Consider the following 15,042-nt stretch of genomic DNA (forward strand, 5'->3'; position numbering starts at 1 on the left):
TCTCCTTACATGCGGAACACGCCGAAGCGGGTCTCTTCGATGGGGGCGTTGAGGGCGGCGGAAATGGCCAGCCCCAGTACATCACGGGTTTGTGCCGGGTCGATAATGCCGTCGTCCCACAGGCGGGCGCTGGCATGGTAGGGATGCCCCTCTTTATCGTACTGGGCAATGATGGGGGCCTTGAATTTGGCTTCTTCTTCGGCGCTCATGGTTTCGCCTTTGCGGGCCAGACCATCTTTACGCACTGTGGCCAGCACGCCTGCGGCCTGCTCGCCGCCCATCACTGAGATGCGGGCATTGGGCCACATCCACATCAGGGTTGGCTCAAAGGCGCGGCCGCACATGCCATAGTTACCGGCGCCGTAGCTGCCGCCAATCAGCACGGTGAACTTGGGCACAGTGGCGCAGGAAACCGCGGTCACCATCTTGGCGCCGTGCTTGGCAATGCCCTCGTGCTCGTATTTTTTACCCACCATAAAGCCGGTGATGTTTTGCAAAAACACCAGTGGAATTTTGCGCTGGCAGCACAGCTCAATAAAGTGCGCGCCTTTCTGGGCCGACTCAGAGAACAGGATGCCGTTGTTGGCCACTATACCCACCGGATAACCGTGGATGCGGGCAAAGCCGCACACCAGGGTGGCGCCGTAGTTGGCCTTGAACTCGTCAAAGTCGGAGTCATCCACGATGCGGGCAATCACTTCTTTCACATCGAAGGGCTTTTTAAGGTCGGTACCAACGATGCCGTAAAGCTCGTTGATGTCGTACTTGGGCGGTTTCACTTTTGCGAGTTGCAGCTCAACCTGCTTTTGATGGTTGAGGCGCGATACCGCCTTGCGGGCGAGCTCCAGCGCATGCTCATCGTTTTGCGCCAGATGGTCGGCCACGCCGCTGATTTTGGTGTGCACGTCGCCGCCGCCAAGCTCCTCGGCGCTCACTTCTTCGCCGGTGGCAGCTTTCACCAGCGGCGGGCCTGCCAAAAAGATGGTGCCCTGCTCACGCACGATAATGGATTCATCCGCCATGGCTGGCACATAGGCGCCGCCCGCGGTACACAGACCCATCACCACTGCGATTTGCGGAATGCCTTTGGCGGACATGCGTGCCTGATTGAAGAAGATGCGGCCAAAGTGGTCACGGTCGGGGAAGACTTCGTCCTGACGGGGCAGGTTGGCGCCGCCCGAGTCCACCAGATAGATGCAGGGCAGGTGGCAGCGCTCGGCAATGGCCTGGGCACGCAGGTGTTTTTTCACCGTGATGGGGTAATAGGTGCCGCCCTTTACGGTGGCATCGTTGGCAATAATCATGCACTCGACGCCGCTGACCCGGCCGATACCGGCGATGATGCCCGCCGCCGGTACGTCTTCATCGTACACCTCGAAGGCGGCAAACTGGCTCAGCTCCAAAAAGGGCGAACCGGGGTCCAAGAGTTTTTCCACCCGGGCGCGGGGGGCGAGTTTGCCACGGGACAAGTGGCGCTCCATGGCCACCGGGCCGCCGCCCTGTTCGATATGGGCGAGCTTGTCTTTGAGATCAGCCACCAGGGCCGCCATGGCGTCGTGTTTTTGTTTGAATTCGTCGCTGCGTGGGTTCACGCGGGAGGTAAGTTGAGTCACGTCTTGTGTCCTCCAAGGGGCAGGCCTGTTGCCTGCCGCAGTGTCCTTAAACCCCGGCGCTTTGCCGGGGAGTGGATGTGAAGAGTTGGCTTATTGGCTTATCAGCTTGGTTTAGCGGGCTGATTTATAAGACAGAGTTATTTAGTCTCGTTAAACAGCTCACGGCCAATCAGCATGCGGCGGATTTCCGAGGTGCCGGCGCCGATTTCATACAGTTTGGCATCCCGCAACAGGCGGCCGGTGGCGTACTCATTCACGTAGCCGTTACCGCCGAGCAGCTGAATCGCATCCAGCGCCATCTTGGTGGCCAATTCGGCGGCATAGAGAATCACACCGGCGGCATCTTTACGGGTGGTTTCACCGCGGTCACAGGCGCGGGCCACGTTGTACACGTAGGATTTGGCCGCGTTCATGCCGGTGTACATGTCGGCAAGCTTGCCCTGTACCAGCTGGAACTCACCAATGGATTTACCGAACTGCACCCGCTCGTGTACGTAAGGCACCACGATATCCATACAGGCGGTCATAATGCCCAGCGGGCCACCGGAGAGCACCACGCGCTCGTAATCCAGGCCACTCATCAGCACTTTGACGCCGTTGTTGAGGCCGCCGAGGATGTTTTCTTCCGGTACTTCGCAGTCTTCAAATACCAGCTCACAGGTGTTGGAGCCGCGCATACCCAGCTTGTCGAGCTTTTGCGCCTGGGAGAAGCCCTTGAAGCCGCGCTCAACGATAAAGGCGGTGATGCCGTGTGGGCCCTTGTCGAGGTCGGTCTTGGCGTAAATCACATAGGTGTGGGCGTCGGGACCATTGGTGATCCACATCTTGTTGCCATTGAGGATATAGCGATCGCCTTCCTTGCGGGCGTGCAGCTTCATGGACACCACGTCGGAGCCGGCATTTGGCTCGCTCATGGCCAAGGCGCCGATGTGCTCACCGCTGATGAGCTTGGGCAGGTATTTGGCGCGCTGAGCCTCGTTGCCGTTGCGATAGATTTGGTTGACGCACAGGTTGGAATGGGCGCCGTAAGACAGGCCAATGGAGGCCGAGGCGCGGCTGATTTCTTCCATGGCCACCACGTGGGCGAGGTAACCCATGTTCACGCCGCCGTATTCTTCGGCCACAGTGACGCCCAGCAGGCCCATGTCACCGAATTTTGCCCACAGCTCGTTGGGGAAGGCGTTGTCGCGGTCAACCTTTTCGGCCAGCGGCGCAATTTCACCCTTGGCAAATTCGTATACCGCGTCCCGCAGCATATCCACGTCTTCACCGAGTCCGAAGTTGAGAGTAGAGTACAGGTGGCTCATGTGCTTGTGTCCTTAAATCTGCTTGTTGTCTTGTTATCTTTGTTATTGTGTCGGTCTTTATTCAGTCTGGGCGCCGGCGCAAGCTCAGGAACTCTTGGATTGTCCATCCAGGGCACCACGGCACTGGGCCTCGGCGCTGGTGAGTTCCATCAATACCACCTTGATGTCGTCCATCTGTTGCTGCAGTGCGGCTTTTTTCTCTTCAATCAGCGCCAGCATGGTATTGAGCTGGGTGACGCTGGTTTTGTCGGCATCGTAAAGCTCAAACAAACGGCGGGTTTCGGCCAGCGAAAACCCGAGGCGCTTACCACGCAAAATCAGCTTGAGGCGAACCCTGTCTTTCAGGCTGTAGATACGGGTTTGGCCACGACGCTTGGGCTTGAGCAGCCCCTGATCCTCATAGAAGCGGATAGAGCGGGTGGTAATGTCGAATTCTTTCGACAAGTCACTGATTGAATAGCTGGTTTGCGCACTGTTGGTTGAACTCATCTCGACACCGGATTTTTCTTGTTTCAATTGGATGCAAGATATATGAAGTTTACGTAAAGGTAAAGTTGGAGTGCGCGTGGCTAAGGCATTTTCATGGTGACCAGTGTCAGGCTTAGCTTACAGCCCTGCCGGGTGGTGTTTCCAAGGGGCTCGCGTGCTATCCAGGGCCGGGGCATCTGCTTATCTCAATCATTCAATTTCATGACTTACCCGTGGCTCCTGCCGTGATGGCCGCGCTTCTTTCGGTTACACACAAACCCTCCTAGGCTTTTGTCTAATGGGGGGCGCGGCGACTCCGCGCAATAATGCCGGAGATAAGGAAGGGACCTTACCGGCGCAGATGTCGCCACTCCACCCCGGAGGACCATTACAATGACAACAATAAGCACAAGCACAATGATGCCAGCGGATCCTGCTGAGGCGCTGCGCCAGGAAGCCAGGGACAACCCCGAGCAATACTGGCAAAAGGCCGCCACCATGGTGGACTGGCACAAGGCGCCGGAGACTATTCTGGATTCGTCACAGGCGCCTTTATATCGCTGGTACACAGACGGCGAAATCAATACCTGCTATAACGCCCTCGACCGTCAGGTGGCTGCCGGGCGTGGCCAGCAGACGGCGTTTCATTACGTGAGCCCGGTGACTGAGACTGAATATTCCATCAGTTACAGCGAGTGTCTGGCCCAGGTGAAACGCTTGGCGGGCCTGCTCCAGGCGCAGGGCGTAAACAAGGGTGACAGGGTGGTGATTTATATGCCCATGGTGCCCGAAACTGCCTACGCCATGCTCGCCTGTGCCCGCATCGGAGCGATTCATTCTGTGGTGTTTGGTGGCTTTGCGGCCAATGAGCTTGCCAGTCGCATCAATGATGCCAAACCTGTGATGGTACTTTCAGCATCCTGTGGGGTAGAGCCGTCGGGTGTGGTGGCCTATAAGCCGCTGCTGGATGCCGCTCTGGCTCAGGCGACCCATAAAGTCAGCAAGTGTTTGATTCTACAGCGCCCGCAATTTGAGGCCGAGATGACATCCGGGCGTGACCTTGACTGGCAGCAGTCTGTGGCAACTGCGCCGGATGCCGATTGGGTACCGGTTAAAGCAACCGATCCGCTTTATGTACTCTATACCTCAGGCACAACCGGCCAACCCAAGGGGGTGGTGCGGGACAACGGTGGCCACGCGGTGGCGCTGGCCTGGTCCATGCGCTACCTCTACGATGTCGAACCCGGTGATACCTTCTGGGCCGCTTCTGACGTGGGTTGGGTGGTAGGTCACTCGTACATTGTGTACGGACCTCTGATTGCCGGTGCCACCTCTGTGCTTTACGAAGGAAAGCCCGTGGGCACCCCGGATGCCGGAGCGTTTTGGCGCACCATTAAAAAGTATGGCGTGAAGAGCTTCTTTACCGCGCCTACCGCCATTCGTGCTATCAAACGGGAAGATCCCGAAGGCTTCTTCTGCCGCAACACCAACCTCGATTGCCTGAAACAGATGTTCCTGGCCGGAGAGCGCTGCGATCCCGATACCCTGCTGTGGGCCCAGGAAATGCTTGGGAAGCCAGTGATTGACCACTGGTGGCAAACCGAGACCGGTTGGCCTGTGGCCTCCAACTTGATGGGAATTGCACAAATGCCCATTAAGCCGGGCTCTCCCGCCCGACCCGTGCCCGGTTATCAGGTGGATGTGGTGGATGAAGCCGGTAACAGCGTGGGCGCCGGTGAATACGGCAACGTGGTGATCCGCCTGCCATTGCCTCCGGGTACACTGCCGACTCTGTGGCAAAACGACAAACGCTACATCGACAGTTACCTCTCCATGTACCCGGATTGCTATCTTACCGGCGATGCCGGTTACATGGATGAAGACGGCTACCTGTACATCATGAGCCGCATCGACGACGTAATTAATGTGGCCGGTCATCGCCTGTCCACGGGCCGGTTTGAAGAGGTGCTCTGTCAGCATCCGGCCGTTGCCGAAGCGGCTGTGATTGGGGTGGAAGATAAGCTGAAAGGCCAGGTGCCCCTTGGCTTGGTGGTACTCAAGAACGGAGTGAACATCACCGATGAACAGCTCAATAAAGAGCTGGTGGCCCTGGTTCGCAGTGAAATTGGCCCGGTGGCGGCCTTCAAGCTGGTGAGTGCCATTCCCAAATTGCCCAAGACCCGCTCCGGCAAAATCCTGCGGGCCACAATGCGCAAGATTGCCGACAATCAGGAATACAGCGTACCTGCCACCATTGAAGATCCGGCGACGCTGGAACTGGTACGTAACACCCTGACCCGCATGGGTTATGGTGACGCCCGGGTCTGACCCATAGTGCGCCGATAAGCCTCCGATTTCACCGGAGGCTTTTTTCATCCCTAAGCTCGTCATTTAGCAACAGTTTTACACTGCATTCCTATGCATTATCTTGCCTTACTGTAATTCAGTTACCAAAATCGCTATAATCCGCCGCGAAATTTGGCTCTTCCTGTACCCGTGGAATAAAAAGCATGCAAAACCACACCCAATTACACGACATCGGGGTTATCGGCCTGGGTGTCATGGGCAAAAACCTTGCCCTCAATATCGCAGATAATGGCTATCGTGTGGCCGCCTTTGACCTGGACGTTGCCAAGGTGCGCGCCGCCGTCAGTCAATCCCAGGCCGAAGTTGCCGCCAAGCCTGCACACAGCAAGGCCACAGAGCTGACCGGTGTGGACAGTCTCAAGTCCATGTTGTGCGCCTTGACTTCGCCCAGACTCCTGTTGTTGTCAGTACCCGCCGGTGCTCCTGTAGACGGCGTTTGCTCGGCACTTATTGATGCCGGTATCAAGCCGGATGACATAGTTATCGACACCGGCAACAGTCTGTGGACCGATACCGTCAAGCGCGAGCAGGAATACGCCGGCAAGTTTGTGTTCTTCTCCTCTGCCGTTTCCGGCGGCGAAGTGGGCGCCCGTTTTGGGCCTTCCCTGATGCCGTCAGGCAAAAAAGACGCCTGGGACAGTGTCGCCCCCATCTGGCGCGCCATTGCTGCCAAGGTAGATAACACCACGGGTTTGCCCATTGAGCGCTTCGAGCCGGGTAATCCGGTGCTGGAAGGCGAGCCCTGCACCGCTTACATAGGCCCTGCGGGCAGTGGTCACTACGTGAAGATGGTGCACAACGGCATCGAATACGCCGATATGCAGCTGATTTGTGAAGCGTATCAGTTACTTTCTGATGTGCTGGGGCTGTCTGCGGTGGAGATTGCCGCCATTTTTGAGCGCTGGAACAGCGGCAAACTCAACAGCTACCTGATGGGAATAAGCGCCGAAGTGCTGCGCCAGACAGATCCGCTCACCGGCAAGCCGCTGGTGGAAATGATTCTGGACAAGGCCGGTCAGAAGGGCACGGGTTTGTGGACTGCGGTCAGCAGCCTGCAAATCGGTACGCCGGCACCGACTATCGCCGAAGCGGTATACGCCCGGGCACTGTCGAATCAAAAGGCGCTTCGTACTGAGCTGGCAGACCGTCTCGCCGGCGCTTTGCCACTGCAGGACATAGATGCGGCTGGTTTTATCGACGAGCTGGAGCAGGCGCTCTTTTGCGCCAAAATTTGCTGTTATGCCCAAGGCTTCCAGCTGATGGCCATGAACGCCGCCGAGCAGGGATGGGAGCTCGACTTTGCCGCCATCGCCCGCATTTGGCGCGCCGGTTGTATCATTCGTGCCACCTTCCTGCAGTCCATCACAGAGGCCTTTGAGGCCGAGCCCAAGCTTGCCAATCTGCTGATGGCGAAAAGTTTTGCCGAGGCGCTGAGCGAGGCCCAGCAGTCCTGGCGCCACCTGGTGTCCAAGGCTGTACTGGCGGGTGTACCTGCCCCTTGTATCACCTCGGCCCTGGCGTATTACGACGGTTATCGCCGTGAAACCCTGCCCGCCAACCTGCTGCAGGGGCAGCGTGATTACTTCGGAGCCCACAGCTTTGAGCGTATCGACACCCCAGCGGGTGAAAAATATCACCTCAACTGGAGCAGCACGGCCCGTGATCTGCAAAAGCTCTAATCTGCAAAAGCTCTGAGCAGCTGACGCGCCGCGCGTCACACCATTAAACGAAAAGGCTTCCCTCGGGAAGCCTTTTTCATCTTTGACTTACGATGCCGCCATCAGGCCTGAGCCGGAATGAGCAGCCCGACGGAAAAGAGTACGCTGAAGACCAGCGTCAGTCTTGCGGTGCGGCCCAGTAAAGGGTTTAAGGCGCCGCCGCTGGTCTCGCTGAACTCCCGCGACAGGCGTCTGGCAATCACCAGAGACACGCCTGAGAGCAGTACCGGCCAGCCCGGCAGTATGCCCATCAGAAAACTGCCGATGATTAAGCCAAAGGGCAAATACACCAATGCCTGATACAGCACCCGCGACTGGGCTTCGCCAATACGTACTGCCAGGGTGCGCTTGCCGGCGCGGGTGTCGGTGCGTATGTCACGGGTGTTGTTTACCAACATAATGGCGGCGTTGAAAAGACCGATTGCCGCACCCAGTATCCAGGCATCCATCGAGGTGTAGCCCGCCTGCAGATAAAAGCTGCCCACAACGGCCACCAGGCCGAAAAACACGAAGGCTGCCACTTCGCCGAGGCCGTGTGAGGCGAGGGGATAGGGGCCGCCGCTGTAACAGAGTGCGCCCAAAATGGAGGCGGCGGCGAGCACGGCAATGGGGGCACCACCGTGCCAAATCAGATAGGAGCCGACCGCCAGTGCTGCAAGCAGGGAGCCTATCATGGCCGCCTTGACTCTGGCCGGGGCTATCAGGCCGCTTTGGGTTACCCGCACAGGGCCCAGGCGCTCTTCGGTATCCACGCCGCTCTTAAAATCAAAATAGTCATTGGCCAGGTTCACGGCAATTTGCAGCAACAGGGCACAGATCATCGATGCGATGGCAATGGTCACGCTGAAGCTTTCCAGGCCAAGGGCGAGGGTATTTCCCACCAGGAGTGGGCCGATGGCCGCTGGCAGCGTGCGGGGTCTGATGGCAAGGATCCAGGGATTCATGGGGGCCTTTAAAAGATAAAAACGATTGCAGCCCATAGGATAACAAGAATTTCGTTGAAAGTTAGCACAATCGAAAACACGCATTTAGCAGACTGGGACAAGGCGCACATCGGCATCGGCGCCTTCGGGTAAATTTGCCGTCAAGGTCAAAGTTTTACCGTTAACGCTGTGCTTTATTTAATCGGCTGTTTGATTTTTGCGCCTAAGGAAAGCGAGATGCGATTCGATAACCAGTCTGCCCTGATCTCCGGTGCCGCATCCGGTTTGGGCCGCGCTTATGCGCTGGCGCTGGCCGAGCGTGGTGCCAGTGTCATGCTGATTGATTGCTTGCCAGAGGAGGCCGCAGAAGTACAAAGCCTGCTTCAAACGTTGGACACCACGGGGGCGACCTGCCGCTATTGGTCCGTTGATGTGGGGAGTCCCGATGCTATCGAGGCCTGGGGGGCGGAATTTGACGCCACCGGGGCCAATGTGGACTTGCTTATCAATAATGCCGGTATGCACACCCATGGCAGCTTCGAGCATCAGTCCATCGCAGATATTCGCCGCCAGTTGCAGGTGGATTTACTGGGCAGCATTGCCCTGACCCATGTGTTGTGGCCGGGCATGATGAACAGAGGGTATGGCCGTATTGTGATGTCCACCGGGGTCAGTGGGCTCTATGGTGATCTGCATCAAAGCGCCTTTGCCTGTGGCAAAATGGCGCTCATCGGCCTGGTTAATGGCTTGGCCGCCGAAGGGCTTCCCCGCAATATCATGGTCAACAGCCTCTGCCCCCTTGCCCATACCGCCATGACAGATGCTCATCTGGCGCCTCAGGTCAAACCGCTGTTCTCCAAGGAAATAGTGACGGCTGCCATGTTATTTTTACTGAGCGGGCAGGCGCCCAGCGGCCGACATCTGCTTGCCGGTGGCGGCAGTATCAGTGAGCTTTGTATTGCCGAACACAGGTATCGTTATTTCGAATCTGAGCTGCGTACCCCCGAAGTGCTCGCTGCCCACTGGCCGGATATCGACAATGCCTGGCCCATTCAAAAACACGCCAACGGTGAAGACCAGATCCTCGCCTTTGCCCGACGTGCCGCCCACGAGCAGGGCATTCGACTCGACTGAGACTCGCCAGAGTATGGCGCTTTTTGTTACTCTCTTGGCAATTGACCTTAAATCAGAGAGATAACATGAGTCAGGTATTGAACGATCTATTGTCACTGCTGACCCTCGAAACCCTGGAGATTGGACTTTATCGTGGTCAGAGCCAGGATCTGGGCTTTGGTCATGTCTTCGGCGGCCAGGTGATGGGGCAGGCCCTGAGTGCCGCCAGGGAAACCGTTGAGCCAACACGCAAGGTCCATTCACTTCACAGCTATTTTTTGCGCGCAGGCGATGAGTCTCTCCCCATAGTGTATGACGTGGAAATCATGCGCGACGGTGGTTCTTTCAGTGCCCGTCGGGTAAAAGCCGTGCAAAAAGGCCGGCCGATTTTTTACATGACCTGCTCCTTTCAGGGCGAAGAAGACGGGTTTTCCCATCAGATAAGTATGCCGGATGTACCGGGGCCTGAGGGACTGCTCAACCAACAGGAATTGGCAGTGACCCTAAGGGACAAAATTCCCGAAAAAATGCTGGAGAAGTTTATGGCCGATGCGCCCATCGAGATGCGCATCGTTGACCCTGTCAGTCCGGTGGCGCCGCGCTCCCGGGAGCCGGTGCGCCACGTTTGGCTGCGTGCCAATGGTAAGGTGGAAGGCGACAGCCATGTGCACGATGCGCTTCTCGCCTATGCCTCTGATTTCAACTTTTTGGTGACGGCCGCTCAGCCACACGGGGTATCCTTTTTGACCCCGGGCATGCGTATGGCCACCATCGACCATGCCATGTGGTTCCATCGCCACTTGGATATGAATGATTGGCTGCTATACAGTATCGATAGCCCCAATGCCAGCGGTGGCCGCGGTTTTGTAAAAGGACATTTTTTCAATCGCCGGGGTGAGCTGGTGGCGTCTGCAACCCAGGAAGGATTGATGCGCATGAAGAAGGACAGCAACTGATGTGGAACAAATTTGCCAAAGCGGCCCGGGCCATGGTCGCCCTGAGTATGCTCGGCGCTCTGAGTGCCTGTGTGACGGTGGAAGAACCTAAACCCATTATCATCAATGGTGCGGCGGGTTATCTGGAGTCTGTGGTGCTGCCGCCAAACAGTTCTATCACCATAGCTGTGATAGATCTGGACACCCCCGGCATTATCATCGCCCAGAAAACCTTTAATGTGGTGCGGGCGCCAGTGCCCTTTAAGTTTATATTGCCGGCCGAGTCTATCAGCAGCAATGTCAACTACGGCGTGGTGGCACTTATCAAACACAATAACCAGGTGATTTTTCAGACCTACGACCGCTTCCCGGTGATCCATAACAACAAGTTCACCACCGAAGTGGTGATGAAGCCTGTTGGCAGGTAATCATCGGTGTCATCAGAGGCTGCTTGCCCTGACATGGATCCCTGTGCCATGAGGCTGTCCACTGCGCTTGCCAGCCTGCTGCGTGACGATGATTCGGCAATGGCCTGCCTGAAAGCGGCCCGAGAGGTGATGACCGAGGCCGGTATCGGGGAGTATCTGCTGGCGGCCGGTTTTGTGCGCCAGCGGGTGTGGGATAGCCTCCATGGTATGGAGACCCGTCAGCTTGCCGACGTTGACCTGATTTACTGGGGGGCAGGGGAGAGAGCGCTGGAGCAGCGGCTTACTGAGGCACTCGGTGCCAGACTTGCCGCAATCCCCTGGGAAGTGAAAGATCAGCGCCGTATGCACTTGCGCCACGGCGATGCTCCCTACCGTAATTTGGTGGACGCCATGGCCGCCTGGCCTGAGCAGGAAACCGCCGTTGGCGTCAGGCTGACCCATGAGGATACATTTCACATCGAATCAGCCTGGGGGCTCGAGTCCCTCTATGCCCTTAAACTCACACCATCCCCGCGGCGGCCGATTGATGTGTTCTGGCAACGGGTCCGCTCAAAAGGCTGGCTTGAGCATTACCCAAGGTTGCAACTCGTTAAACCATAAACCGGCCCGGCATTCTCCACTCAGGAAACATAGCGCCGGCCCCTGTGATGTTCTCCCGCTGGCGCTATAGCAGGCGTGCACACGCACTCCTGATCCATACCCTGTTCTCATCCTGGCGATTTACCTCGCTCCCTCAGCTCAATCGATGAATTGCCCGCAAAACCGGATGGCAAACTCTGGGTTTGAACCGGACAGCTATCAGGCTCGCTCTCAACCCAAAACCAGGCTTTCAGGCATTTTGTCTTCGCCGAGCCGTGAATGCTTAGACCTCTAACCTAGTGAACCCGATTGGGCGTGATCAGGCTTATCTTGCTGAAGGTCCTGTGACGATGACAACACAATCTTGCTGAGCAACAAGACAAAATGCACTAAAAGCGTGAGCGCGATCGCGCTCTTGTTACCCCGAAGTGGGTATCACACGGCGGTGTTGATTTGGATCAAGAAAGTTAACGACCTGCTCTGGCAGGCTAGGCCTCAATTGTTACGGACGTAACAGAAAATAACAAAGCCCACGTGGTTAATGGAGTAAATGATGAAGAAATCCTATCTTTCCGGTCTGATCGCTGCCTCCCTGCTGTCTGTTGTTTCTGCCTCTGCCCTTGCTCACCAGGCCGGCGATATTATCGTACGCGCCGGTGCTGTTGTTGTTGCCCCCAATGAGTCCAGCCCTGTCGTAGCCGACGTAGCGGAATTTGGCGTGAGCAACAATACTCAGCTGGGCCTGAACTTCGGTTACATGCTGACTGACAACTGGGCTATCGAGCTGCTGGCTGCTACTCCATTCACCCACGATGTGTCTCTGGGCGTGCTGGGCAAGATTGCCGAAACCAAGCACCTGCCACCGACTCTGGTTGCCCAATACTACTTTGGCAACGCCAATTCTGCCTTCCGCCCTTACGTGGGTGTGGGTGTGAACTACACCAACTTTTTTGACACCGAATTCACCAACGATTTGGACGGTGCCCTGACCGATCTGAGTCTGTCCACTTCAGTGGGTTGGGCCGCACAGGTAGGCTTTGACTACAGCTTCAACAAAAACTGGATGCTGAACGCCTCTGTGTGGTACGCCGACATCAGCACAGACGTGAAATTTAACCTGGGTGATGCCCCTGTTGTGGTTGAAACCGATATCGACCCATGGGTATACATGGTGAGTGTGGGTTACAAGTTCTAAGGTTGTCCCTTCCCTGCCAAACCTTGGATGAAAAAAGGCGCCCACCGGGCGCCTTTTTTATGCGGATTACTCAAGGGGTAGCAGTATTAATGCTTGCCTTTTTTCTTCCAGTGGCGGGTGTTGTAGATGTATTCCGGCAGCAAACGTATCAGCCAGGCCACCAAGGCCCAGCGGCGGGTGATATAGGCGCGGCGTTTACCTTTTTTCAGTGCCCGTAAAATTTGCCCGGCGACTTTTGGCAGCGGCTGTAACCAAAAGCGGCTCTGCTGCATGGCGGCCTTGTCCAGCAAGCCCAGCTGCAGATCGGTAATGGTGATGGGTAACTTCAGCCGCTGGGCATGCATGGATAAACCTTCGAGGTAGTTTTGTGCAAAGGCTTTGGATGCGTGGTAGGCCACGGCAGGGCCACCGCGCTGACCGGCGATGGAATTGATGGCAGCCAGTTGTCCGTACCCTTGCTGGCGCAGTAATCTGAATGCCGTGTTGCAAATCAGCGCAAAGCCCTGCACGTTAACCTTGATAATGTCGGCTTCTATCTGCCAGGGCAGGTCAGGGTGGTAGGTATTGAGGCCGGTATTGACCAACACCAGATGCGCGCCGCCCATACGCTGCCACAGGTTTTCAAAGGCTGCCATGGCGCCGTCGGGGTCTGTGATGGGTAAGGCTTCCACCTCAACAGTGCCACCGAGGGACTGGATAAATTCCGTCATCTGTTCTGGATCGGGCACCAGGACGCCCACTCGGGTGCCTTCCTGTGTGAGCTGGGTCACTAATTCGCGGCCAAGGTGTGAGCTGGCGCCCACAATTATTGCAGTTGCTTGAGTCATAAGGATATTCAGCAAAAGTACAGGGCTACCATGATAGGGTGAAAGCCCATGCTGAACAAGATTCAAACTTGGATGTATAGACATCCAGAAGTCTTTATGTATGATTTAGGAGAATATCACCATGAAGAAATGGCTATTGAGTGTTGCCCTGCCGATGGCGGCATTGGTGGGGGCGGTTGGACTGGGTGGATGTGCCAGCAGTGCCGACGATGTGGAGATAAGCGGCAGCGTCTGGTTCCGGGAGCGCATCGCTTTGCCTGTTGATGCAGTGTTGACGGTTCAGGTGCAGGACGTTTCCCGTATGGATGTGGCGGCAGAGGTGCTGGGTGAGTTGAAGGTGCCTGTCACCGCCGTGCCCAAGGACTTTGCGCTGCGTTTTAAGCCGGACACGTTTAAGCAGGGCCACACCTACGCGGTGGGCGCACGTATCACCCAGGGCGATAAACTGCTGTTTATCAACACCCAAAGCTACAGAGTGGATTTCACACAGCCTACCGGCATGTCGGTAAGGCTGGACAGTGTGGGGCGCTGAGCCGGGGTAAGTTTTACACTTACCGGCATCGCCCCGGAGTTAATCAAGGGAGAGGCGCAGTATGCCGGTAAAAATCCCCGACAATCTGCCAGCGGCAGAGATACTGTCGGCAGAAAATATCTTTGTGATGTCAGAAACCCGGGCGGCCCATCAGGACATACGTCCGATGAAGGTGCTTATCCTTAATCTGATGCCCAACAAGATAGAAACAGAGACCCAGCTGCTGAGGCTCCTTGGCAATACGCCCTTGCAGGTGGATGTGGATTTGCTGCGCATCCACGACAAGGAGTCCCGTCACACCTCGCTCGACCACATGAATGCCTTTTACCGGGACTTTGAGGATGTGCGTCATAAAAATTATGACGGCCTGATTATCACCGGAGCGCCACTGGGGCAGCTTGATTTTGAAGAGGTGACCTATTGGGACCATATCCGCGAAATCATCGACTGGTCGCAAAGCCATGTGACCTCGGTACTGTTTTTGTGCTGGGCTGCCCATGCCGGTCTGTACCATCTCTACGGCCTCAAGCGTGAACTGCTGAAGACCAAACGCTCCGGGGTATTCGTGCACAGTCGCAGCTGCGACCATCATCCGCTGCTGCGGGGTTTCGATGAGGAGTTTTTCGCGCCTCATTCACGTTATGCCGAAATCCCGGTGGCGCAAATTCATGCCCACCCGGCTTTGCAGGTACTGGCGGAGTCTGACGAGGCAGGGGCCTATCTGGTGCTGAGCCGAAACAGCCGAAACCTGTTTGTCATTGGTCATCCCGAGTATCAAAAATCCACCCTGAGTGACGAATATCATCGGGATTTGGCAGCCGGTATTGACCCAGACATCCCCAAAAATTACTTCAGAAACGATGATCCGGCCCAGGCGCCGGTGGCGCGCTGGCACAGCCATGGCAGCCTCCTGGTCAGTAACTGGCTTAACTATTATGTGTACCAGTTGACCCCTTACGATCTGTCGGATATGAGTGCCATCACCCCCTGGGAAGATAGTGCAAAATCTTGAAAATCAATGTGAAAAGGCCGCGCTT

14 protein-coding genes are annotated in these 15,042 nt (G+C 56.5%); 9 read left to right on the top strand and 5 right to left on the bottom strand.

Annotated elements, in window-relative coordinates; all coding sequences use genetic code 11:
- Nucleotides 1–5 precede the first annotated feature (5 nt).
- From K0H63_RS07305 to K0H63_RS07315, 3 genes are all read right to left on the bottom strand, one after another.
- Nucleotides 6–1,613: a carboxyl transferase domain-containing protein gene (locus tag K0H63_RS07305; RefSeq protein ID WP_214507146.1), complete on the bottom strand. Its 1,608-nt coding sequence runs from the start codon at nt 1,611–1,613 to the stop codon at nt 6–8.
- 137 nt (nt 1,614–1,750) lie between these two features.
- On the bottom strand, nt 1,751–2,920 hold the full coding sequence (locus K0H63_RS07310) for an isovaleryl-CoA dehydrogenase (RefSeq protein ID WP_011759477.1): 1,170 nt from the start codon (nt 2,918–2,920) through the stop codon (nt 1,751–1,753).
- Nucleotides 2,921–3,004: 84 nt separating this feature from the next.
- Nucleotides 3,005–3,409, bottom strand: coding sequence for a MerR family transcriptional regulator (locus K0H63_RS07315; protein ID WP_220067364.1), 405 nt, complete (start codon nt 3,407–3,409; stop codon nt 3,005–3,007).
- A 399-nt stretch (nt 3,410–3,808) separates the two neighbouring features.
- Between K0H63_RS07315 and K0H63_RS07320 the strand changes: the two genes are divergently transcribed.
- Nucleotides 3,809–5,716, top strand: a complete 1,908-nt coding sequence (locus K0H63_RS07320) for a propionyl-CoA synthetase (protein WP_258405706.1) — start codon at nt 3,809–3,811, stop codon at nt 5,714–5,716.
- Nucleotides 5,717–5,898: 182 nt separating this feature from the next.
- Nucleotides 5,899–7,434 carry an NADP-dependent phosphogluconate dehydrogenase gene (gene gnd, locus K0H63_RS07325; protein ID WP_220067366.1) on the top strand — a complete coding sequence of 512 codons (1,536 nt, stop codon included), beginning with the start codon at nt 5,899–5,901 and terminating at the stop codon, nt 7,432–7,434.
- Between the two features lie 101 nt (nt 7,435–7,535).
- Here the strand turns inward: gnd and K0H63_RS07330 are convergent, their stop codons facing one another.
- A complete protein-coding gene (locus tag K0H63_RS07330; RefSeq protein WP_220067367.1) occupies nt 7,536–8,417 on the bottom strand; it encodes a 1,4-dihydroxy-2-naphthoate polyprenyltransferase in 882 nt (293 codons plus the stop codon).
- A gap of 216 nt (nt 8,418–8,633) precedes the next feature.
- On the opposite strand from K0H63_RS07330, the gene K0H63_RS07335 reads away from it, so the two are divergent.
- From K0H63_RS07335 to ompW, 5 genes are all read left to right on the top strand, one after another.
- The gene (locus K0H63_RS07335) at nt 8,634–9,530 is read left to right on the top strand and encodes an SDR family NAD(P)-dependent oxidoreductase (RefSeq protein ID WP_220067368.1); all 897 of its coding nucleotides are present in this window, start codon (nt 8,634–8,636) and stop codon (nt 9,528–9,530) included.
- Nucleotides 9,531–9,595: 65 nt separating this feature from the next.
- Nucleotides 9,596–10,465, top strand: a complete 870-nt coding sequence (gene tesB, locus K0H63_RS07340) for an acyl-CoA thioesterase II (protein ID WP_220067369.1) — start codon at nt 9,596–9,598, stop codon at nt 10,463–10,465.
- Nucleotides 10,465–10,872, top strand: coding sequence for a YbaY family lipoprotein (locus K0H63_RS07345; RefSeq protein WP_220067370.1), 408 nt, complete (start codon nt 10,465–10,467; stop codon nt 10,870–10,872). Before tesB ends, K0H63_RS07345 begins: the two co-directional genes overlap by 1 nt.
- A gap of 48 nt (nt 10,873–10,920) precedes the next feature.
- Nucleotides 10,921–11,472, top strand: coding sequence for a nucleotidyltransferase family protein (locus tag K0H63_RS07350; RefSeq protein ID WP_220067371.1), 552 nt, complete (start codon nt 10,921–10,923; stop codon nt 11,470–11,472).
- 529 nt (nt 11,473–12,001) lie between these two features.
- A complete protein-coding gene (gene ompW / locus K0H63_RS07355) occupies nt 12,002–12,646 on the top strand; it encodes an outer membrane protein OmpW (RefSeq protein WP_220067372.1) in 645 nt (214 codons plus the stop codon).
- A gap of 86 nt (nt 12,647–12,732) precedes the next feature.
- Here ompW and K0H63_RS07360 read toward each other — a convergent pair whose 3' ends face one another.
- A complete protein-coding gene (locus tag K0H63_RS07360; RefSeq protein WP_220067373.1) occupies nt 12,733–13,473 on the bottom strand; it encodes an SDR family NAD(P)-dependent oxidoreductase in 741 nt (246 codons plus the stop codon).
- 121 nt (nt 13,474–13,594) lie between these two features.
- On the opposite strand from K0H63_RS07360, the gene K0H63_RS07365 reads away from it, so the two are divergent.
- Together K0H63_RS07365 and metA are read left to right on the top strand one after the other, a co-directional pair.
- Nucleotides 13,595–14,005, top strand: coding sequence for a YbaY family lipoprotein (locus tag K0H63_RS07365; protein ID WP_220067374.1), 411 nt, complete (start codon nt 13,595–13,597; stop codon nt 14,003–14,005).
- A 61-nt stretch (nt 14,006–14,066) separates the two neighbouring features.
- Nucleotides 14,067–15,017 carry a homoserine O-acetyltransferase MetA gene (gene metA / locus K0H63_RS07370; RefSeq protein ID WP_220067375.1) on the top strand — a complete coding sequence of 317 codons (951 nt, stop codon included), beginning with the start codon at nt 14,067–14,069 and terminating at the stop codon, nt 15,015–15,017.
- Nucleotides 15,018–15,042: the final 25 nt, after the last annotated feature.

It is taken from the genome of Shewanella zhangzhouensis (genome assembly GCF_019457615.1).
GTDB lineage: Bacteria > Pseudomonadota > Gammaproteobacteria > Enterobacterales > Shewanellaceae > Shewanella > Shewanella zhangzhouensis.